The sequence below is a fragment of the Streptomyces sp. NPDC051364 genome, from assembly GCF_040682115.1.
Taxonomy (GTDB): Bacteria; Actinomycetota; Actinomycetes; order Streptomycetales; family Streptomycetaceae; genus Streptomyces.
In genome coordinates, this window is the sequence record NZ_JBFBAH010000002.1 from 592,037 (window position 1) to 612,104 (window position 20,068).

At 68.1% G+C, this 20,068-nt stretch carries 13 protein-coding genes and 3 pseudogenes; 3 read left to right on the forward strand and 13 right to left on the reverse strand.

Annotation, left to right across the window (positions count from 1 at the left end):
• Window positions 1-645: 645 nt before the first annotated feature.
• A pseudogene (locus tag AB0M76_RS06445) lies at window positions 646-1,103 on the forward strand (transposase); the annotation flags it as partial.
• 409 nt (window positions 1,104-1,512) lie between these two features.
• Here the strand turns inward: AB0M76_RS06445 and AB0M76_RS06450 are convergent.
• The 5 genes and pseudogenes from AB0M76_RS06450 to AB0M76_RS06470 all read right to left on the reverse strand — a co-directional run bounded on the left by AB0M76_RS06450 (window position 1,513) and on the right by AB0M76_RS06470 (window position 9,044).
• On the reverse strand, window positions 1,513-2,448 hold the full coding sequence (locus AB0M76_RS06450; protein WP_365951818.1) for a hypothetical protein: 936 nt from the start codon (window positions 2,446-2,448) through the stop codon (window positions 1,513-1,515).
• Window positions 2,449-2,462: 14 nt separating this feature from the next.
• Window positions 2,463-3,296: a papain-like cysteine protease family protein gene (locus tag AB0M76_RS06455; protein ID WP_365951819.1), complete on the reverse strand. Its 834-nt coding sequence runs from the start codon at window positions 3,294-3,296 to the stop codon at window positions 2,463-2,465.
• A gap of 928 nt (window positions 3,297-4,224) precedes the next feature.
• Complete coding sequence (locus AB0M76_RS06460) at window positions 4,225-4,848, reverse strand: hypothetical protein (protein WP_365951820.1); 624 nt, start codon at window positions 4,846-4,848, stop codon at window positions 4,225-4,227.
• A gap of 142 nt (window positions 4,849-4,990) precedes the next feature.
• Window positions 4,991-6,976 (reverse strand): RICIN domain-containing protein, encoded by a 1,986-nt coding sequence (locus AB0M76_RS06465; RefSeq protein WP_365951821.1) that lies wholly within the window; start codon window positions 6,974-6,976, stop codon window positions 4,991-4,993.
• A gap of 862 nt (window positions 6,977-7,838) precedes the next feature.
• Window positions 7,839-9,044: pseudogene (locus AB0M76_RS06470) on the reverse strand (IS3 family transposase).
• Between the two features lie 66 nt (window positions 9,045-9,110).
• Here AB0M76_RS06470 and AB0M76_RS06475 point away from each other — a divergent pair.
• Window positions 9,111-9,569: pseudogene (locus AB0M76_RS06475) on the forward strand (DDE-type integrase/transposase/recombinase); the annotation flags it as partial.
• Window positions 9,570-9,933: 364 nt separating this feature from the next.
• On the opposite strand, the gene AB0M76_RS06480 reads toward AB0M76_RS06475, so the two are convergent.
• From AB0M76_RS06480 to AB0M76_RS06500, 5 genes are read right to left on the reverse strand one after another with little or no spacing between them, the layout of a single operon-like run.
• The gene (locus AB0M76_RS06480) at window positions 9,934-10,818 is read right to left on the reverse strand and encodes an urease accessory protein UreD (RefSeq protein WP_365951822.1); all 885 of its coding nucleotides are present in this window, start codon (window positions 10,816-10,818) and stop codon (window positions 9,934-9,936) included.
• Window positions 10,815-11,516 (reverse strand): urease accessory protein UreG, encoded by a 702-nt coding sequence (gene ureG, locus AB0M76_RS06485; protein WP_266661580.1) that lies wholly within the window; start codon window positions 11,514-11,516, stop codon window positions 10,815-10,817. Before ureG ends, AB0M76_RS06480 begins: the two co-directional genes overlap by 4 nt.
• A gap of 34 nt (window positions 11,517-11,550) precedes the next feature.
• Window positions 11,551-12,225, reverse strand: a complete 675-nt coding sequence (locus AB0M76_RS06490; RefSeq protein ID WP_266845737.1) for an urease accessory UreF family protein — start codon at window positions 12,223-12,225, stop codon at window positions 11,551-11,553.
• A gap of 49 nt (window positions 12,226-12,274) precedes the next feature.
• Window positions 12,275-14,248, reverse strand: coding sequence for an urease subunit alpha (locus AB0M76_RS06495; RefSeq protein WP_266998406.1), 1,974 nt, complete (start codon window positions 14,246-14,248; stop codon window positions 12,275-12,277).
• A gap of 5 nt (window positions 14,249-14,253) precedes the next feature.
• Window positions 14,254-14,967 (reverse strand): urease subunit gamma, encoded by a 714-nt coding sequence (locus AB0M76_RS06500; protein WP_365951823.1) that lies wholly within the window; start codon window positions 14,965-14,967, stop codon window positions 14,254-14,256.
• A 528-nt stretch (window positions 14,968-15,495) separates the two neighbouring features.
• Here AB0M76_RS06500 and AB0M76_RS06505 point away from each other — a divergent pair.
• Entirely contained in the window at window positions 15,496-16,098 is a 603-nt protein-coding gene (locus AB0M76_RS06505; protein WP_365951824.1) for an isochorismatase family protein, read from the forward strand.
• Window positions 16,099-16,642: 544 nt separating this feature from the next.
• Here the strand turns inward: AB0M76_RS06505 and AB0M76_RS06510 are convergent.
• The 3 genes from AB0M76_RS06510 to AB0M76_RS06520 form a co-directional block, all read right to left on the reverse strand.
• On the reverse strand, window positions 16,643-17,443 hold the full coding sequence (locus tag AB0M76_RS06510; protein ID WP_365951825.1) for a hypothetical protein: 801 nt from the start codon (window positions 17,441-17,443) through the stop codon (window positions 16,643-16,645).
• Between the two features lie 104 nt (window positions 17,444-17,547).
• Window positions 17,548-18,192, reverse strand: coding sequence for a Crp/Fnr family transcriptional regulator (locus AB0M76_RS06515; protein WP_365951826.1), 645 nt, complete (start codon window positions 18,190-18,192; stop codon window positions 17,548-17,550).
• A 57-nt stretch (window positions 18,193-18,249) separates the two neighbouring features.
• Complete coding sequence (locus tag AB0M76_RS06520; RefSeq protein WP_365951827.1) at window positions 18,250-18,687, reverse strand: hypothetical protein; 438 nt, start codon at window positions 18,685-18,687, stop codon at window positions 18,250-18,252.
• Between the last annotated feature and the right edge of the window lie 1,381 nt (window positions 18,688-20,068).

The following is a 20,068-nucleotide window of genomic DNA, read 5'->3' on the forward strand; positions in this document are numbered from 1 at the left end:
TGAACGTCCGGGTCCTCACCGACCCGTTCGGTCGACCGCTCTATGCATTGCAGGCCCCCTGCGCGGAAATGGTCCGGTCGGCGTCTTCCCGTCCCGCAGAACGTTCCGGAACGGCCGTCTTCGCGGCAGCGAGTCAGAGGGCGCGAGAGAGCTGCCGAACCGCCCTGACGGTGCGTCGGAAAAGTTGGCAATCTGTCAGCATGAGTCCTGAGAGACCTGGGGAAAGCTGACCGAACATGCGAATGCTTGTAGTCTGCCGAGAACGCCCTTGACCTGGAGAGAGCAGGCAGGGAGCAGACGAATCGGGAGTTTCTTCATGTTTCGAACCATGTTCAAGTCCAACACCTGACATCTGGGCGTTTCCGCAGGTCACACGGCTGCTGTGGGTGCCCGGGTCAGCAAAAACTCAGCATCGGACCGGACCGTGTCCCGCCGATGCTGACCTACGGGCCTGACGGCGGGGGCTGGTCCGATGGCCTCCCGGCCCGTATCGGAAGGCTCCCTCACGTGCACTGACTGCTCGTCCGTGGTGTGGGTGGGTTCCGCGAGCACTGGGACTGCGCCAAGCTCCTCCGTCCCCGTCCCCGTCCCCGTCCCCGTTCGCGTTCGCGTGGGCGCGATGCGGTCCGGGACGCCTTGGCGGACTACGTGGTGGGGATCTCCACCACCCTCTCGGCTCGGTCGGGCGAGGCAGTGCCGGTGGCCGAGCCCTACTCCGAGAGCGGACGGCCACCCGTGGCGAAGTGCCCGGACAAGCCGCGGTCGGTGAAACAGCTGGTCATCGAGGCAGGCAGGAACGCGGCGAAGCCGGTGCAATGGCGTGAGGGCTCCCGGCCGAGTAGCCCGCCGACCAGGGCGAACCTGTCCAGTTCTGGCTCTCCGACCTGCCCGCCAACACCCCGCTGACCACCCTGGCCCGCCTGGCGAAACTCCGGTCGCGCATCGAGCACGACTACCGCGAGATGAAACAGGCCCTGGGACTGGCCCACTTCGAGGGCCGCACCTGGGGCGGCTGGCACCACCACGGCACCCTCGTGTCCGTCGCACACGCCTTCTGCACCCTCCAGCGGCTGGCAGCCCCCAAAGAAACGGCGTCGGCCTGAGCCTCTACCAGATCGTCCGCGAACTGCAGAGCCTGGACGTCGGATTCGTACGGTCCGGGATTGCGCGGTCGAAGGTTGCCGCTACCACCGAGACTGGAGCATCCCGGCCCGGCACGGCCGTTCGAGACCTTGAGGTCAGGACCGACCACATCTCCGGTGGGTGATGCGAAGCGAAACGTTGCCCCGCTTGTGATCACATCTCCGCGTACCCGAGAGCGACGTAGCATGCGCCTCCCCCTGCGCCGCGGCACTCGCTCCGCCCCTCACCACTAGAGACACGGCGCCACCGCTTACGTGGCGCACGATCTCCTCGGCGGAACAGGCCCTCGGCAGCGCGCCGCGCCCCCGGAAGTTGCACCGGCGCCGGCCCACGTATCCCTGTGGACCGACGCCGGGTGGATCTGTGCGGTTAGCGCACGGCGGCGGCCGGCCGTCGGCGGCGCGCGTACACCACCGCACCGGCGATTGCCGCCAGGGCTGCGGCCCCGGTGGCGGAGATCGGCTGCCAGGACGCCTCCGTCGCCGGTTTCCCGGATGCGGCGGCGACCTGCTCCGGCTGGTCCTCCACGAGGCCGCCGTACCCGCCGGCCAGGCCCTTGCGGTCGTACTCCGAGCCGGGCATCTTGTCGCCGTAGCGGGCGGTGACCAGCTTCTGGTAGGCGGCGAGGGTGATGCCGCGCTTTCCGCCGAGGCCGCTGTTCGCCTCCTCGTTGAGCGGCTCGACCATGCCTTCGGCGGTGAGCCGGTACCAGGCGTGGATCTGTGGCTCCGTGAAGGTACGGGCCTGTGGAGTGCCGCGCTCGGCGAAGCCGACGTCGGCGTCCCCGTCCCGGATGCCGGCCAGCTGCCAGCCCTCGGCGCCGACGTTCTGCGGGCTGCTTCCGGTGGTAGGGGTGTTCCCCTTGGGTGCGAGCAGTACGGCGGCGTTCTTGCCGTCGGAGGCGGTCACCCGGGAGGCCAGGTAGGAGAGCCGGATCGCGGTCTGCGCGGTCGCCTGGGTCTTGCCGGTCACGAACTCGGGGCTGATCTCGAACATCGGCACCGGGTCCTTGAGATCGAACCCGGGCGGCGCGGCGACCGCGGCGGGTGCGTTGCCGGGGGTGCCGACGGTGCCGCCGTCCGCGCCGGGGCTCGTGCCGTGCTGCCGGGCCGAAACCAGGAAGCGGGAGACCGTGTCGCGGAGTTGGCCGCTCCGGACGGCCTGCTGGGCGGACGGGTAGCCCGCGATGCCGTCGCCCTCCGCAGCCTGTGCGGGAACGACTCCGCTCAGGGCGGCGGCGAGCGCGGCCGTGGCGAGGACGGCGGCCCGGACTGCCGTGTGCTTGGTGTGTCGCGTGGTCTGCATGGTCGGTCTTCTCCTCAGCCCTGGATCCCGATGCGGGAGTGGGTCCACTGGAACGAGTTGTTGTTCACGTAAGTGGCGTGGTTCCACCAGGTGTAGGTCTGGGTGGTCTGCCACGGGTCCCCGACCGCGACCATGTTGGTGGCGCTGTCGTAGCCGTAGATGACGTTCATGTGACCACCGCCGGTGCGCCAGCCGATCCGGACGGCGAACGGCCGGCCTGCGGCTATCTCGGCGGCCGACTCGCTGAACGAGGCGTTGCGATACAGGCTGCGGCCGCTGTTGCTCAGCCCCAGCCTGGCCAGGCCGTTGGCCATGTCTTCCAGCGTCGCGGGCTGGTTGTTGCAGTCCACCCAGGAGCCCTGGGCGGCGAGTTGGCAGAACTGCTCCTGGCTGACGGAGCGGCCCCAGTGTTTGGCGATGGTCACGCCGGAGGCGTCCCAGCACCACTGGGTCCTGACCTGCTTCTGCATGTCGATCTTGAGCGTCTTCGCGGTCGTCGGGGCAGGGGTGGGGGTGGGTTTCGGGTTCGGGTTCGGGCTCGAACCGCAGACCGGCAGGGCGGTGGTGTTCTCGTTGATGAAGGTGTCGGCGATGTAGTACGAGCCGGTGAAGATCCACCGCGGGTTGTTCTCCACGGTGTCGCCGGTGGTCCGGCAGGACATCTGGATCTTGTCGCCTACCTTTGAGGAGCCGTTCACCTGGGCCGAGAGGGACGGCTTGGCCCGGTGGTTGACGGTCTTGTAGTTGCTCTGCCCGCCGATGACCGTGCCGCTGACCGCATCGGCCTGGGCGAGGGCATTGAAACCGAACAGCAGACCGCCGGCGAGTGAGGCGGTGCTCGCGGCCATCAGAGCTTTCTTGCGGCGGGACAAGCGACGTTTGTGCATCATGCTCCTTGGTCTGAGAAATGCGGGAACTTGCTTGACCGGCAACCTGGTCGTCCGGTGTGCGGGACACATACCGGGGGCGCGGCTGCGGCCCCTGGCTCGGCGGCCCCGCACTCCGTCGGGTGGTTACTTCGGGCCGAAGGTGAGGAGGAGCTGCGGCGTGGCGTCCGTAGCCGTTGATTCCTTGGACCAGATCCACAGCGGGTCGGTGCCCGTGCTGGTCAGGGCCATGCTGTAGCTGGTGCCCAGCGACGCGGAGAGTGTGGCGGTGGCCAGCTGGGCGCTGTGGACGGCTGAGCCGTCGGGGATGGCCGCGAACGTGCCGAGCGGCGTGGTGCCTAGGGTGGGCTTGGTGGTGAATGTCGTGCCCGCGCTGCTCCAGGTGCCGGTGACCGGACTGGGGAGACGGTGTCGGCCGTGCCGACGCCCGTCTGGGTCGAGGTCTTGACCTGGAGTGCGGCGGCCTTCAGGGCCTGGCCGGCCGGGGCGGCCGGCAGGTTGAAGCGCAGGTAGGTCTCGTACGCCGGGTTGCCGCGCACGGCAAGCGAGGGGACGTGCCGTTAGTGGCGCTCGGGGTGCCCTGGTCGGTATAGGTGTTCTCGGCCACGGTGACCTTGGTGAGCGTGGCCGAGGGGCCTTGACCACGTTGTAGTGGTTCTGGGATCTGGGCCTGGGTCAGCGCCGACGGGTAGACGGCTGTCTCGTCGATCTGGCCGGCGAAGAAGTTGCTCGTCGGACGGTCCGGCCACCAGTAGAGCTCGTCGCCCGATATGCCAGTAGCCTGCGTACGGCTGGATGCCGCTGGTGTTGCCGCTGACGGAGGAGTCGGCCACGTACGGGCTGGTGGAACGCAGGCCTGGGCCACACGACGGCCTGGTTACCGACCGCTTCACCCGTCGCCCCGCGCCTGCCTGCGGGCTCGGGCCCGGCGGACCAGCAGCATCCCGCCAGCGGCCCCCGCTAGGGCGGCCACGGCCACGCCCGCCGTGGTCCACGAGAAGGTGCTGCCGCCGCCGGCCAGGGCGGGCGATGCGGATGTGGCGGCCGAGGGCACGGCCGTGGCCGAGGGGCTCGCAGGAGTGCGAGCGGTGGGCGCGGCGGAAGTACTGGGTGGCGCCGGGTCGACGACCGGTACGGAGACCTCGCGTTCGGCGTGTCCCAGTGAGGGGAACCCGACGTGGACGTGCACCTTCCAGGTACCGGCCGGCAGGACCTCGGCCGTGCTCCAGCCGGTGCGCGTGCCCGCGTCCCGGACCAGCTTCCAGGGGCCCATCGCGCGGCTGCCGTCCGCGCTGGTCGCGTTCACCGTGGCGGCGACCGCCTCCTCGATGGCGTCCCCGTCGTTCTCCCAGGTGATGTCGGTGGTGAGGTGGCCCTCCCGCTGCCCGTTGATCACGACCTTGACGGTGTCGCCGTGGGCCTGGGCCGGGGTCGCCAGGGCCACGGCCTGGGCGAGGAGGAGGAACAGGACCCCGCGTCCGGTACGGGCGGGGAAGCTGTGGCGTGTACGCATCGTTGTGGTGCTCCCTGGTGCGGTGGGATGCGAGTGGCCGCCACCGCTGCGGTGCGGCGGAGGTGCGGTGCCGTGAGGGAGCCGGCGGACGGCCGCATGGGGAATACAGCCGTCCGCCGACGGTTGATCAGACGGTCGAAGGTCAGCCGACCTTCTGGACCGTCCAGACCTGGGACGCGCGCCCGTCGGCACGCTGGAGGTCGAGCAGCCAGTCCCCGTAGTACGGCCGGTTGCTCACGGTGAGGGCGTAGCCGCCGCTCGCGTCGGTAATGGGGGTGGTGCCGGAGCGTGAGTTCAGCTTCCACTGCTGGGTGGGGGCGTTGCCGCACGCCTGCTGGGCGATCCACATGCCAGCGGTGGGGGCGCCGCCCGCCTGCAGGCACTTGCCCGAGACCGCGGACTTGATACGGACCAGGCCGCCGCCCGCGTCCTCGAACAGCCACTGCTGCTGCGCGTAGCCGTTGGCCCGCGCGCCCACGAGGAGGGTGCCGTCGGCGGCGCGGCCGCCCCACAGCTCGGCGGCCATGCCGGTACTGCCGTTGCCGAAGGTGTAGCGGGTGCCGGGGGTCGTGGTGCCGCCGCCGGCGCTGGTGGTGCGGAAGGTGGTGACGCTGCCGGGGCCGCTGTCACGGCCGGCTGCGTCGCGCACCGAGACAGCGACCTTGTACTCCGTGCCGGACTGGAGGTTGTAGATGTTCAGCGTCTGGGACTGGACCCAGGTGAGGTGCTTGCCGTTGAGGAGCACCTGGTACCAGGCGGCGCCGTCGACCTTGGGCCAGCTTGCCACCGCGGAGTCGGACCGGACCTGGCCGACGGTCACGGCCGGCCCGCCACCGGGCTTCTTGGTCGGGGTGGGGGTGGGCTTCGTGGTGGGCTGCGGGTTGGGGTCGGGGTTCGGGTTGCCGCCCTTGCCCTTCATCAGGAACTGGTTGTCGGCGATGTTCCAGTGCGTGGCCAGGTAGCTTCCGGCCTTGGGGTTGGTGTGGAAGTAGTCGTCGTGGTTGCAGTCCAGGATGTTCTCGGCGGCCTGGTTGGTGCACACGTTGCGCATCTGCGGGTAGTACGGGGTGTCCGAGTAGCACATGACGTCCCACTCGTCAGTGCAGTGGGCGCCGCGGCTGGTGTTGGGGGCGCTGTTGTTCACCGCGCCGAGGTTGTGGCCGAGTTCGTGCGCGGCGGTGTGGCCGCCCCAGCAGCCGGAGTCCGTACGGCCGTAGGAGGGGCCGAAGTTGCTCTGGTTGTTCTGACCCGGACGCTCGTCGCCGGCGAAGGTGCCGATGCCGCAGTAGACCTGAGTGTCCGAGAAGATCATGTACTTGCGGTCGCGGCGGTCGAGGCCCTTGGCGGCCAGCGCGTTGTTGGTGGCGCTGAACTCAGCGAGCGCCGAGGCGGGGAGCTCCATGTTGAGCACGGTCGGCGTGCAGTCGGCGGCCGTCACGTAGCGGATGTGCCGGACGCCGCCGGTCTCCTGGGCGCTCGTGGAGTAGATGAGGTCGGCGTCGGCGGCCCACTTGCGGAACGAAGCGACGTATTCGGAGTACCGGTCGCGGTCGGGGCCGTGGACGTACACGACCTGGACGCGGTTGCCGCTGCTGCCGTCGCCGTCGCACTGGACGGTCTGCCCCGAGGGCCCGGCGGCCACGGTCTGGCCGCTGCCGCCAGCGGGTGCCGGGGCCTTCGACGCCGGGGCCTTGGCGGTGGCCGCGTCGGCGGCGGGCGCGTCCTGAGGACGCCCGCTGCCTCCGGCGGCAGCTGCTTCGCCGGACTCCGGGCGGGCCGGATCGGCCGCCACGGCCTTCGTCTTGACCGCAGGGGCGACGTCGGCCTTGATGTCGACGTCCTTCGGCGGGGCGTCGGGGCCGTGGCTGCAGAGCCCGGCTTCCGTGCGGTAGACGCCGACGCACTTGTCGCCCTTCGGCGCGGCCTTGAGGCCGTCGAAGACCATGCCGCGCGCGGTGTCGTTGGCGGGCGCGTCCGCGATGGCCGCGGGCTCCGCATCGCGGACTGGTGCGGCGGCCGGTACGAGGGTGTCCGCGGCTGCGTCGGTCTGAGTGGTGGTCCCCGCCTGGGCGTTGTCGCCCAGTCCGGAGTAGGCGATGCCCCCCGCTATCACTGCCGCCGATGCCATGGCGGCAGTGAGGAGTATCAACCGGCGGGGTTTGCGCCGGTGTTCACGTTTCTTTCGACGGCTACCCGTCATGCGCACCTCAAATCCTTGGTCGGAGGAGTGGGTGCACGAAACCCTGCCAGACGGGCGAGGTGGAGAATTCGGACAAACAGGAATTGGCTTTGAGGTATCTGACCGTTACCTTGGCGGTCAAATCTGATGATCTGTCAACTCTGTTTAAAAGTAAGCTAGTTATTCGTGTAGACCAGGAAAGGTCCAGGCTTTTTCGATGGCGTCGTTATGGAATCGAGATAATTGATGAGGCTTGTTGACGGTAATTCAGTCAGTGATTCACCTATTTACTACCGGCCGAATTCCTCCTGTTACGAGCAGTGAGGAATCCGCTCCGCCTGAGGATGACGACTCGGCGATGCGGAGGCCTTGATGCGTGACGGGTCCAGTTGCCGACGGGTTGTGCAGCCTGGGCCCGAACTGACCTCCTATGCCCGGATCTTCGTCTCGTATCCCGTCGCACTCACGCCCCCTGCACGGGTGATCGGCACACACCGGGCCGTGTGTCACTGGTGGACCCTTCGGCCTCCTCGCCATCCTGGCCCGGGTTGGCCGTCATCGACTGGGCGGCGTGCGGGTGGAAGCGGAGGTGCATGCGATGGAGCGCGGCCGTGCATGGCCCGGATCTTCTCTATGAAGCGGGATATCGGAGGCGAATGAACCCTGGAAGCACCCGACTTCGGTAGCTGTACTGACCAGGGAACGGTGCCTGACGGGGCGTTTACGCAGTTCAGGCACCGTTCTCAAGCTTTAGGAGAAGCCCAGCTTCTTGGGGGAGTTGAGGTTGATCCCTGGGAGTGGACACCGGGTTTCATGCGACGAGCGACAGCGTACGTGTCGTGATCAGTTGTTGTTCGAACTCGGCTGGTGTGCGGTATCCGAGCGCGGAGTGGCGACGGCGCGGGTTGTAGTAGGACAGCCAGCAGAACAGCTCGAGCCGGGTATGTGCCTTCGAGGTCCAGCGGCGTCCGTGGAGCAACTCGCGCTTGAGGCCCTGGAAAAACGACTCGGCGAGGGCGTTGTCGTAACTTGAGCCGACCCGGCCCATGCTGCGGCGTATGCCATGCAGGCGGCAGACCTCAACGAAAGCGGCCGCGCTGTACTGGGCGCCCCTGTCGGTATGGAAGACGACGCCGTGGACCCGGCCGCCGCGGGCGGCGACTGCCATCTCGATCGCGTCGGTGACCAGCGAGGTGCGCATGTGGTCCGCGATTGACCAGCCCACGACCTTCCTCGAGCAGATGTCGATCACCGTGGCAGAGCCAGGTCGGGCCGACGGCTATGTAGGTGATGTCGCCGCACCACCTGGTGTTCAGGGCGTCCGCGGTGAAGTCGCGCATCACCAGGTCCGGCGCGGGCGGCGCGGTCCTGTCCGCGATCGTCGTCCGTTTCTTCTTCCGCAGGTGCCGGCCGACGATGTGGTTGATCCGCATCAGCCGGGTGACGCGCTTGCGGTTGATCCTGCGCCCTCTCGCCCGCAGCTCAGCATGGACGCGCGGGGCACCATAGGCGCCATGGTGTTCGGTGTGGATGGCGCGGATCTCGCTCACGGTCTGCTTCTCCTCGGCCTGGCGCTCGGCGCGGGCCTGTTCGGTGGCCAAGTGCCGGCAGTAGCTGGCGCGGGACGTCCCGAGCACCCGGCAGATCCGCTTGACGCCGAAGTCGGCACGGTGGTCGGAGATGAAGGCCCAGCGGCGGGTGCTCACTTCACCTCCCGGGCGAAATAGGCGGCTGCCCGGCGCAGGATCTCGCGCTCCAGCCGCCACTCCTGCTCGGCTTTGAGCAGCCTGGCGTACTCAGCCCGCAGCCGGGCAAGCTCCTGCGCCGCACTCACGCTGCCGTCGCGGCCCGTAGGCACGGCCTGGGCCTCGTCCTTGCGGACCCACGTCCGGAGCGACTCCGCGGTGATGCCGAGATCCGCGGCCACCGCCGCGTACGTCCGCTTCCCGGCCGCGGCGCGGTAGAGCGCGACAGTGTCGTTCCTGAACTCCTCCGGATACGGAGACTTGCGTCCCACCTGGACATCCCTCCCTGGACCATCGAGATCCATTGTCGGGGTGTCCACTCCAAAGGATCAGCCTCAGAGTTCCTCTACCTCGCGACCGTGCTGGACTGCTTCAGCCGCAAAGTCGTCGGCTGGTCCATCGCCGACCACATGCGCACCGGCCTGGTAGCCGACGCACTGTGGATGGCTGCCGCGACCCGCGGCGGCCTGGACGGCGCCGTATTCCACTCCGACCACGGGGCGCAATACGGTTCCCGGGCCTTCGCCGGCCTCTGCGACCAACTCGGGGTCACCCGGTCGATGGGCGCGGTCGACACCAGCGCCGACAATGCCGCCTGCGAAGGCTTCCACGCATCCCTGAAACGCGAGACTCTCCAGGGCGCCCACGACTACGGCGACGCCGCCAGCTGCCGCCGGACCGTCTTCGCCTGGCTGACCCGCTACAACACCCGCCGCCGGCACTCCGCCAACGGCCACCTCAGCCCCAACGCATACGAACGCCGACACCACACCGCTAAACTCACGCTTGCCGCATGACCAATAACCGCGTGCCCACCTTCACGGGGGAAGGCCCGTGCCTCGGACGCGACGATATGGATACACGATTCAGCAGCTGCCGTACGGCCGCATCCAACCAGCCCGCGCCATCGCGCGCGGGCTGTGGCAGGTCAGCCGCTTGAGGGCTGTACGCCTTCCCCGAACTTCGGCACGTCGGCACGCCCCGGTCACGTCCAGACGCAACCGTACGAAGTGGAGCGGGCGCCGCCACGCCCCGCGGTCGATGCCGGTGTCAGCGCTGACTTCCGCGACCTGCTCGGGGCCGGGCCGCCCGCAGCGACACGTGGGAAGGACGAGAGGCAGCGTGAACGAGCAGTCCCGGTGCCTCGTTCGTCTGACCGGTCTATAGGTTCGCCGGTATGCCGGGAGGTGCCTCTGTGGGAGGGCCTTCTGCGAGGGTGTGGTCCGCCGTGGCAGGGCGTCGATGGGTGCTATGGACCGTGTTCATGAGGTGGCGCAGGCGGAGGCCGTCTGGGGCGACGGCGGTGACGAGTGCGGCAGGCCCTGCCAGTGGGGTGAGGATGGCTTGGCCGTCTTCCGGCGCGTCCCTGAGCACCTGGATCTTGGGTGGCTTGTTCTCGAAGGCGGGATCGACGCTGAGGATTTGTCCGGTCGCTCGGTGGTGGCCCAGGACGGCAGGCCCGTCCCAGCCTGGTGCGCTTGGGCCGTATTCGGTTTCCTGGTCAAGGAGTACGTGTTCTCCGTGTCGGACGGTGAGCCGGGTAACCACGTGGCCCGGAAGTTCACCGGTGCGTCCGAGTACCTGCTCTTCGCGCAGGAGGAGCCGTGCGGTGGGAGCGAGATCGATGGTCCACGTCTGGCGAAGGTTGCTGCCGGCCGCGCAGATCAGCGGCTTGGGCAGCCAGTGGAGCTCCGCGTGCTCTTCCACGGTCAGGTGCACGTCGTAGGTGGCGTGTGCCGTGGTGGGCCCTTTGAGGGCGAGGGTTGCGGCGGTCGAGGTGATGTGGAGCTGCGAGTGCTGCTGGGCGATGGCTTCGATGCGGAGCCGGTCGCCGCCGAGGGGGGCGCTCATCGCGCCGACGATGCATACGCGGGCCTCCGTGCCGCGGGAACGAAGGCGCCGGAGTTCGAAGGGGCCATCGCCGTCGAGGACGGGCAGGGTGGTGGTGCCGCCCCTGGCTGCTGCCGTGATGCGGGCCGTGGCCCGTACGCCTGTGACAGGTGTGTGGCGGTCGGTCGGCTGGGCGTGCTCGGTGGTGAGGGTCATGCGGGGCCCGCGGTCCAGTCGGTGAGGCGTTCGCGGATCCAGTCGGCGACCGGTTTGACGCCGCCTTCCTCCTTGAGGCAGGTGAAGGCGACGGGGAGGTCACCGCGCTGGGCCTTCGCGTCGTGGGCCATGGCATCAAGGTCGGAGCCGACGTAGGGGGCGAGGTCGGTCTTGTTGATGACGAGGAGGTCTGCGGTGGTGACGCCGGGTCCCCCCTTGCGGGGGATGTCGTCGCCGCCGGCCACGTCGATGACGAAGATCTGGCTGTCCACCAGTCCTTTGGAGAAGGTGGCGGTGAGGTTGTCGCCACCGGATTCCACCAGGACCAGGTCGAGGGAGCCGACCTCCTCTTCCAGGTCCTCGACTGCTTCGAGGTTTGCGGAGATGTCGTCGCGGATGGCGGTGTGCGGGCAGGCACCGGTTTCGACGGCCTTGATCCGCTCGGGTGGCAGGACCGCCTCCCGGAGCAGGAAATCGGCGTCCTCGCGGGTATAGATGTCGTTGGTGACGACGGCGATGGACACTTCGGTGCGCAGTGCCCGGCACAGGGCGGCGACGGTGGCGGTCTTGCCCGAGCCGACCGGTCCGCCCAGTCCGATGCGCAGGGCGCGTCGGCTTCCGTCGGGGCGCGCAGGGTCGGCGGCGCGGTAGGTGTGCCGGCGGGGGAACTCTTCGTCGAGTTCGTGGCCGAGGTGCATACAGGCTCCTTGCGTCGTGTCTCGTGGCGGGTGGTCAGGAGGCGAAGAGGCGTACCGGCCAGGCGGCGTGCTGCTGTGCGGTGATGTCGAGCAGCGGCGCGGAGGCAGCGGGCAGTGCGTCGATGCCCTCTTCGGGGATGCGCTGGGCCGCCGTTGCGGCGGCAGCCGCGACACGGTCGATGTCCGGGACCAGGCGGGCCAGCACCGCGGTGGCGTCGAACGGATCCAAGCTCAGCAGCCGGACTGTCGCCGTGGCCGGCCCGCTGACGGTTTCGTATGCGGCTGCATACGCGGCGTCCAGGGGGGTGAGGCCGGCCGACCGGGCGGCCAGGCCCAGCACCACTGGCTGGTGGGCGCCCCGGGGCCGGGCTGCGGCCAGGGCGTCGAGTTCGGGCGACGGCCAGGTGGCGCGGGCCGCCCGCATCATCTGCCGGCCCAGCTTGCGGGCTGTGGTCCGCAGCGCTGCCACCGGGGTGCGGGCGTCAGCGGCCCCGTCCAGCGCCAGTGGATCATGCCCTGCGGCGGTCGCGGCGGCCAGCGCCGCCGCGACCAGGCCCGCAGTGTGCAACCGGCCCCGGCAGAAATTCTCCAGCGAGCCGGCATCCTTGATCCGGCCCGCCGCCACGGCCGCTTCGGCGCCGCCGGAGTGTGCGTGGCCTCCGGCGGGGAAGCGGCCGTCGGCCAGAATGAGCAGCGCGGCACAGTTCATTGTTCGTTCCTCTTCACAGCTCAGGTCCTGCGGGGGCCGGGGTCGTCGGTCAGAAGAGGAAGTAGCGCTGTGCCATGGGAAGCTCGGAGACGTAGGCGCGGTCGACGATCTGGCCGTCGACGAAGGTCGTCACGTCTGTCACCTTCGCTCCGCCGACGATGACCTCGTAGGTGTCGGGGTCGATCCGGACGTGGGGGGTGGCACTGTTCTCCTTCATGTCGGCCTTCTTGACGGGACGTGTGTCCGTGATGGCCTTGAACTGTTTGGTCAGCTTGCGGCCCTTGGCCACACCGTTCTTGATGGCCCGCTCGGTGACGAAGTTGTAGGAGAGAGAGCCGGGGGCCAGACCGGTAGCACCCCACATCGGGCGAGGCAGCACCGGCTGGGGGGTGGGGATGGACGCGTTGGCGTCGCCCACCTGCGCGTAGGCGATCTGCCCGCCCTTGATGACCACGTGCGGCTTCACCCCGAAGAACTTCGGCTCCCACAGCACCAAGTCGGCCAGCTTGCCGGTCTCCACCGACCCGACGACAGCGTCGATGCCCTGCGCGAGGGCCGGGTTGATGGTGTACTTCGCGACGTACCGGCGGGCGCGCCGATTGTCAGCCACCGGCGGTTCGGCCGGCGGAGTCGTAACCGCCGGCGTCTTGTCCTTGGCCTTCTTGCTCTTCGGCTCGGCCTCCGGCTTGTCCAGAGGCTGGTCTTCTTCCAGGAAGCCGCGGCGGACCTTCATGACGTGGGCGGTCTGCCAGGTACGCATGATCATCTCGCCGATGCGGCCCATGGCCTGGGCGTCCGAGGACATGATCGAGATGGCTCCGAGATCATGGAGGATGTCCTCGGCGGCCATCGTGGAGGGCCTGATCCGGGAGTCCGCGAAGGCCAGATCCTCCTCGACCTTCGGGTTGAGGTGATGGCAGACCATCACCATGTCGAAGTGCTCCTTGACCGTGTTGACGGTCAGTGGCCGGGTGGGGTTGGTGGAGGCGGGCAGCACGTTCGGCTCGCTCACCATCTTGATCATGTCCGGGGCGTGGCCACCGCCGGCACCTTCGACATGGAAGATGTGGATGGAGCGGCCGTCGATTGCGTCGATGGTGTCCTGGACGAAGCCGGCCTCGTTCAACGAGTCGGCGTGGAGCGCGAGCTGAACCCCGGTCTCCTTGCAGACCTCCAGGCACTTCTTGATGACGGCCGGGGTCGCGCCCCAGTCCTCATGGATCTTGAGTCCGATGACGCCGGCGTCCACCTGGTCGAGCATGGACTCCTTCGACATGGTGGCGCCCTTGCCGAGGAGTCCGATGTTCACCGGAAAGCCGTCCAGCGCCTCAAACATCCGGTCGATGTGCCACGAGCCCGGTGTGACGGTGGTGGCCGTGCTGCCCTCCGCCGGCCCCGTACCGCCGCCGATGAGCGTGGTGACCCCCGCGGCCAGCGCCTCATGTACCTGGTCGGGGCAGATGAAGTGGACGTGTGTGTCAATGCCGCCGGCGGTGAGGATCCTCCCCTTGCCCGCGATGACTTCGGTGTCCGGACCGATGACGAAGTCGGTGGGCCTCGGGCCGATACCGTTGTGACTAGCCCCCTCCTCGTGCAGAGGGTCCATCGTCTCGGGGTTGTACGCCTTGCCCAGCGCGACGATGTTCCCGCCCCGGATGGCGACGTCCGCTTTTACGACGCCCCAGTGGTCCAGGACGACCGCGCCGGTGATGACCGTGTCCGGAGGTACCGCGACGGTATCGCCGGCAGGCTTGCCGGGCCTGGCCTTGCCCGGATCACGCGGCACGATGGACTGGCCCATCGACTCACGGATCACCTTGCCGCCGCCGAAGACCATCTCGTTGCCGCTGCGCCCGGGGCCTCCGGACCAGTCGTCCTCGATCTTGATTCGCAATGCGGTGTCGGCGAGGCGAATACAGTCGCGGGTCGTCGGGCCGTACCGGTCCGCGTAGGCGGCGCGGGTCAACGGGTCGGACGGCTTGGGTTCGTCGTGGCAGCAGGAACAGTCGGGGCACTGAGCCATGGAATTCACACCTGCTCCCTGTCGAACGATCCCTTGACGTTGTCGAGCGAGCCCTTGACCTTCTGGGGCAGGCCCTTGACCTTGTCGCGCAGACCGTGAACGACGCGGGCGCCCTCGATGGGCACGAGCTCGACCTCTTCGGTGATGCCGGGTTCGAAACGTACGGAGCTGCCGGCGGGCACGTTCAGACGCAGGCCCCACGCTTGTTTACGGGGGAACCTGAGGCCGTCGTTGGCTTCGGCGAAGTGGTAGTGGGAGCCGACCTGGATGGGGCGGTCGGTCGGGTTCATGACGGTCATCTTCGTTACGTGGTTCAGCTGCCGATGGCGTTCGTTGAAGATCACCACCTCGTCACCCTTCCGCGGGGAGAAGTCCACCTTCCCTGGAGAGACGACCGGTTCTTCGTCCCCGGCTGCATCGGGGAAGGGGCCGTGAATCGTGACCAGCTTCGTGCCGTCGGGGAACGTCGCCTCCACCTGGACGTTCTCGATCATCTCCGGGACGCCCTCCATGACCTCCTCCCGGGACAGCACCTTCCGTCCGGAGGACATCAGCTCGGCGACGGTCCTACCGTCTCTGGCCCCCTCAAGGACATGTACGATCAACACCGCCATTGTCTCGGGATAATTCAGCCGCACGCCGCGTGCCCGCCGCTTCTCCGCGACATCGGCCGCCACGTGCATCATCAGACGTTCTTGTTCGTGGGGGGTCAGGTGCACAGTCACTTCCCTGCAGTCGCTCCCGCCCAGGGCTCCTGCTCTGGGCCATGAGCCGAGGACGCGGCCACGCGCACCCACAGTCCGGACCTGCCCTCTACGGCATTGTTTCCGGCGCTATTGGCACAGCTCCGTGGCCATCCAGCCCCAACTCAACGTGAAACCATCGTGATCACGCCGATGGGACCAAAGCGACGTACTGGCTGCACGGTACTCAAATGAGTGGTCACCGGAACAGAGCGCCCAAAAAACCGTGCCGGGAATGATAGGAACCCCTCCCCGCGGCAACTGGGCCGACCAGCTCCGCCCCCGGATGCAGAAATTGGCATCCGGCGCCCGGCGGATCGGACCACGGGGGCTCAACGGGCATTCCGTGCGCCCGGCCCGCGCGGTGAGCTCGACCGGCATCGGGCGTGCGAATCGTTCCTGCGGTGATGCCCTTACGCCATGCGGGTGAGCACAGTCCGCTGGGGCTTCCGGTGGCCGGGAGAGGCACCGTAAAACGCGAGGGCCGTGTTGTCGTGCCGAAGGATGTATGTGACGAGCCGAGGCCTGATCGTGGTGGATGTGCAGAAGGACTTCTGTGAAGGGGGCAGTGTGCCCGTCGCGGGCGGCGCGCGGATCGCGACGGCGGTCGCCGACCTCGTCGAGCGGAGCGCGGGTGACGAATACCAGTACGTCGTCGCGACCCGGGACCACCACATCGATCCGGGAAGCCACTTCTCCGACACACCCGACTACAAGGACAGCTTTCCCGTGCACTGTGTGGCGGGAGGCGAGGGCGGTGAGTTCCACCCCCACTTCGCCCCGACCGTCACCGGCGGCAAGGTGGATGCCGTCTTCTTCAAGGGCGCCCACAGTGCCTCCAAGAGCGGCTTCGAAGGCGCCGACGAACACGGCACATCCCTGGCGGACTGGTTGCGCGCCCGCGGTGTGGAAGACGTCGACGTGGTGGGCATCGCCACGGACCACTGCGTGCGCGCGACCGCGCTGGACGCCGTCAAGGCCGAGTTCCGCGCCCGCGTACTCCTGGACTACTCGGTAGGCGTCGCCCCTGACACCACAGCGTCGACCCTGGACGACTTCCGCCAGGCAGGCGTCACCTTCTCCGGTGAGGCACCCGCCCCGCGATAAGCGGCCGTCGCCAACACACGTCATCACGTGCAGCGAGTCTGTCAATCGAGCGGTGTAACTGGGGTGGTGGGTTACTGACGGGGCGACAATGATCAATACGTTTCTTCCGCGGGCGTACTCCTGCCGGATCCAGAGCCTGCTGCCACGTCTCGGCCCACTGGCCTTCGCGGACGATCGGTTCCAGCTTGATCCGGTGACGAGGAAGAGTGGGGCCTTCGAGGATCCCTTGCTTGCGGGTCTCGTTGATGATCTTGTCGGCGTGGTTGACGAACAACTCCGGACGGTTCACCGTGATCAGTGCCGGCCCGGCATCCGGTACGGAGGGCCGGACGAACGCTGCCGGATCCGCCCGCCTGTTGCTTGTGGCCTCCGCACCTTCGGCGGCGTCACCACTCAGGCCGGACGGCGACGGAGTCCTGCTGTCCCCTCCCGTCCGAGGAGGGGCGGACTCGTCGGAAGGGAGGGGGAAATGAAGGGGACGATCGTCGGACATACGCTCTCTGGTTCCTTTCCACACGGTGGGGGTGCGAGGGCACGGGCAGAGTCAGATCCGGCGCCGGTCGATGCGCATCGTCCCGACCTTGTTGATGACAGTGGTGTCGGTCATCTCGCCGTTGAACTGGAAGACAGCGGGCGCGCTGCTCGGGCCGGCCGACGCCGTCGGCGCAGCCGTTCCGCCCTCACCTCCGGGTGGGTCCGGGTCGATGAGCGGGGCGAGGGCTCGCGGTGTCATCTGGGGTACGAACAGCCAGCACGGCTCCTCGAACTTCTTGCCCTCCACCCGCGCCGTGGCCCGGAGGAAGTGCTCTTCGTTGAGGTCCGGTGTGCGTCCCGCACGGACGGTGCGGCGGAACGCCGCCTCCGAGACGACGGCGGCCAGAAAGCCGCTCCGGTGTTCCCGGGCCACGGTCAGGCCCGTGCGCACGACCTGGCTGTCGAGCAGTCGGCACACCTCGTTGATGGCGTCGCCACGGTGGTCGGGCAGGGAAAGCGGTCCGACGTGCACGGCGGCACGCAACCGGATCGCCGGAGCGCTGGCGAGCCGTTCACGGTCGTACCGGACGAGCGCCGCGTGCAGGTGTTCCAGCAGCGGGTCGACCAGCCGTGCGATGTCCTTGGCGGGCATGACGAAGATGGCCCCGTCGCCGGTGTCCTTGACTGCACCGGGCCGGTCTCGTGGGTCCTGCAGCCCAATGTGGGCCAGCACGTTGGTGAGGACGTCGTCCAGGTCCGAACGGACCGGTGCCATCTTGGCGTCCGGGATTTGGCTGTAGCCCTGCATGTCCATGGCCAGGAGCGCCTGCTCCGGAGGGACATTGAGGGACGAGGGAGGGGTAAGGGGCATGCTGTCACCGACCTTTCGGTCACGACGGTGGATTGAGTGCCCCATGCTGATCGGCCCGGGCGCGCTGTGGTGCCCACTACTGGGCACCACCCGGGTGCGGCCGGTCACATCGTGCTGCGGGCGTGGGCCCCGATCGATGTGACGTCGTGGATCAGCAGTCCGCCGCCCGGATCTGTCTCCAGCCAGCCCTCTTCCCGCCACGGCTTGATCGCCGTACCGACGGCGTTGCGGGAAGCGCCGATCATCTGGGAGAGCTCTTCCTGAGTCAGTCGGACACTGACCGCCGGCCGATTCGTCGAGGCCGCATCCACGAGCCGGCTCAGGGCACCGGCCAGGCGTACGGGAACACACGCGGTGGCGAGTTCGAGCCTGACGGCCTCGGACTCTCTGACCCGCGCGATTGCATGGCGCAGCAACGGGTTGAGCAGGCCGTTGCTCTCGACGAAGGAAAGGAATTCGGGGGCCGGAATGAGGTGTACGCGGCAGGATTCCGCGGCGATTACGGAAGCCGAGCGGGGTTGGGCATCCAGGACGGCCAGTTCGCCGAGCAGCTCACCGGGACCGCGTACCGCGAGCAGGGCCCGTTCTCCGTTCGGCCCCGTCAGCGTCACGAGGGTCGATCCCGAAGCCAGCAGGACCACATGGGTGCCGGGATCCCCCTGCCGCAGAAGGACGCTGCGGGCCGGGCGCATCCGCACGGGGGCGAGGCCACGCAACTGCGACCACAGACTCTCGCCGATCACTGCCATGTGCGACTGATACATATCCCCCCAAACGTAGGGACCATCCCACAGAGGGTGAGAGTTTCAGGACGCGAGGAAGGTGAGCAACAGGACCAATCCGGCCACACTGATTGCGGCCACGGTGAAATCGACGGCCACCTTGATCGCCCGAAACTTCCGGCGCGCGAGGGCGGTCAGAGCGGCCTCACGTTCCGGTCCCTGCGTGCAGTTCACCGGGCGCGGAACGGATGTCGGCGCGTGCCCGCTTCCACTGCCTTCGGCGACGAACTCCTCACGCCAAACGAGCCCGTCGTCCTTGGGGAAGACGGGACGCAGGGCCCTCAGCGCCGATATGAGGGCTGCCCCGAGCAGGGTGCCCACCAGTGCCACAGCCGCGCTGAGCAAGCGCGACGAGCCGACTGGTGTGGACACCGCCATCCCCGCCGTGATCGCAAGTAGTGCACCGGTGACTCCGCACAGCGCCGTCGCTTTCGTATCCGCACGCTGCACCTCGACGAACATCCTGCTTGTCCTGCTCGGGGGGACACCGGTTGTTGCCGAGGCGGACAGCGGGACGTTCTGCGGCCCGGATCCTTCCACTGCCTTCTCCTTCTCGTTGCCTTGCGACTTGAATCAGCAGTCTGCGCAGGCGACCGGCACGTAGGTGCCCACCAAGTGGTACCGGCCGCGATCGGTCGATCACAGTCGGCGGCCCGGCTGGATCTGAACCACAAGGCTGAGTGGTTCAGCATTCGGGGTGGTTGGTGGCGGAAAACTGTTTCAGGAACCCTGGAGTGGGTGGCCAGTGTCGGCACGACGGATTGCGTGTGTGATTTCGGGACGCGTCGCGGGTACGGGGGAGCAGTAAGGCGCGGGGGTGGCGGATGGCTCAGAGAGCGAGGCCGAGAATCTGTCTGCCAGGCTACCGACGGCGACACGGACCTCGCATGCGCGCCTCGCACCGGTCGGCCCCTGCTGGACGGCGGTCCGGTACCTGGACCAATCGTGGCTGCGTTTGCGTGCGTGCATGGGCGGGACAAGGCAGGCTGAAGCCCGGACCTGCGGTGTTCTGCGTTGTCCTCCCCCTTGCCGTGCAAGAGGGGCTGGCTGAAATTCACTCTGCTCGAACCGCGAGTCGTATTAGGGCGGAGCTGCTGGTGGTCCCTGGAACGCTGACGGCGGGCCGGAGGCCTTGGCAGGCTGCGCCGGACCCAGGGGGCTCACGCAGTGCGGTGGCCGGACCAACCCACGTCAACCTGATGAAGTTTTAGGAAAGTCAGCGATTGGTCAGCATGAGTCCTGAAAGACCTGGGGACAGCTGACCGAACATGCGAATCGTTGTAGGCTCCGGAGACCGCCCTTGACCTGCGTGAAGCAGGCAGGGAGCAGACATATCGGGAGTATTCGCATGCTTCGTACCATGTTCAAGTCCTACATCTGACATCTGGGCTTTTCCGCAGGTCAGCGGCGTGCTATCGGGGTCCGGGTCAGCAAGTAGTCAGCATCGGTCCTGACCATGTCCCCCGTTGCTGATCTCGGTGACCGCAGGGGGCGAATGCCGGCGGCCTCCCTTCTGCAGCGGAGGCTTGGCTCTTGCCCTGCTGGTCACAGCAGGGTCTTCGCGTTCTGGCGGTAGCCCCGTACCTGGCCCGCGACCTTGGTCCGCCGGTTGCTCGTGGCTGCCCGATGAACCGAAGAACCCGCAGGTGATCCAGATGATCACCGTCCGGTGGCCCCTTCTCCTGCCCTGTCCTGCCCACCCGTTCCGCTTTGAGATGCGTGTTGAAGGCCGACGCCACTGCTGCCGGCCCTGCGGAAGATCGCCCTGGCCTGCCGTCGGTTCGGCGGGCGGCAACCTTTTGCGGAGCTGTGGCGACTGACGGGCGACCCGAAGACGATCACA

Excerpts from the sequence above, each read along its gene's own strand:
- AB0M76_RS06450 (WP_365951818.1), bottom strand. The coding sequence starts at position 2,448 with ATGCAGACCACGCGACACACCAAGCACACGGCAGTCCGGGCCGCCGTC.
- AB0M76_RS06455 (WP_365951819.1), bottom strand. The coding sequence starts at position 3,296 with ATGGCCGCGAGCACCGCCTCACTCGCCGGCGGTCTGCTGTTCGGTTTC.
- AB0M76_RS06460 (WP_365951820.1), bottom strand. The coding sequence starts at position 4,848 with ATGCGTACACGCCACAGCTTCCCCGCCCGTACCGGACGCGGGGTCCTG.
- AB0M76_RS06465 (WP_365951821.1), bottom strand. The coding sequence starts at position 6,976 with ATGGCATCGGCGGCAGTGATAGCGGGGGGCATCGCCTACTCCGGACTG.
- AB0M76_RS06480 (WP_365951822.1), bottom strand. The coding sequence starts at position 10,818 with ATGACCCTCACCACCGAGCACGCCCAGCCGACCGACCGCCACACACCT.
- ureG (WP_266661580.1), bottom strand. The coding sequence starts at position 11,516 with ATGCACCTCGGCCACGAACTCGACGAAGAGTTCCCCCGCCGGCACACC.
- AB0M76_RS06490 (WP_266845737.1), bottom strand. The coding sequence starts at position 12,225 with ATGAACTGTGCCGCGCTGCTCATTCTGGCCGACGGCCGCTTCCCCGCC.
- AB0M76_RS06495 (WP_266998406.1), bottom strand. The coding sequence starts at position 14,248 with ATGGCTCAGTGCCCCGACTGTTCCTGCTGCCACGACGAACCCAAGCCG.
- AB0M76_RS06505 (WP_365951824.1), top strand. The coding sequence starts at position 15,496 with ATGTATGTGACGAGCCGAGGCCTGATCGTGGTGGATGTGCAGAAGGAC.
- AB0M76_RS06510 (WP_365951825.1), bottom strand. The coding sequence starts at position 17,443 with ATGCCCCTTACCCCTCCCTCGTCCCTCAATGTCCCTCCGGAGCAGGCG.
- AB0M76_RS06515 (WP_365951826.1), bottom strand. The coding sequence starts at position 18,192 with ATGGCAGTGATCGGCGAGAGTCTGTGGTCGCAGTTGCGTGGCCTCGCC.
- AB0M76_RS06520 (WP_365951827.1), bottom strand. The coding sequence starts at position 18,687 with ATGTTCGTCGAGGTGCAGCGTGCGGATACGAAAGCGACGGCGCTGTGC.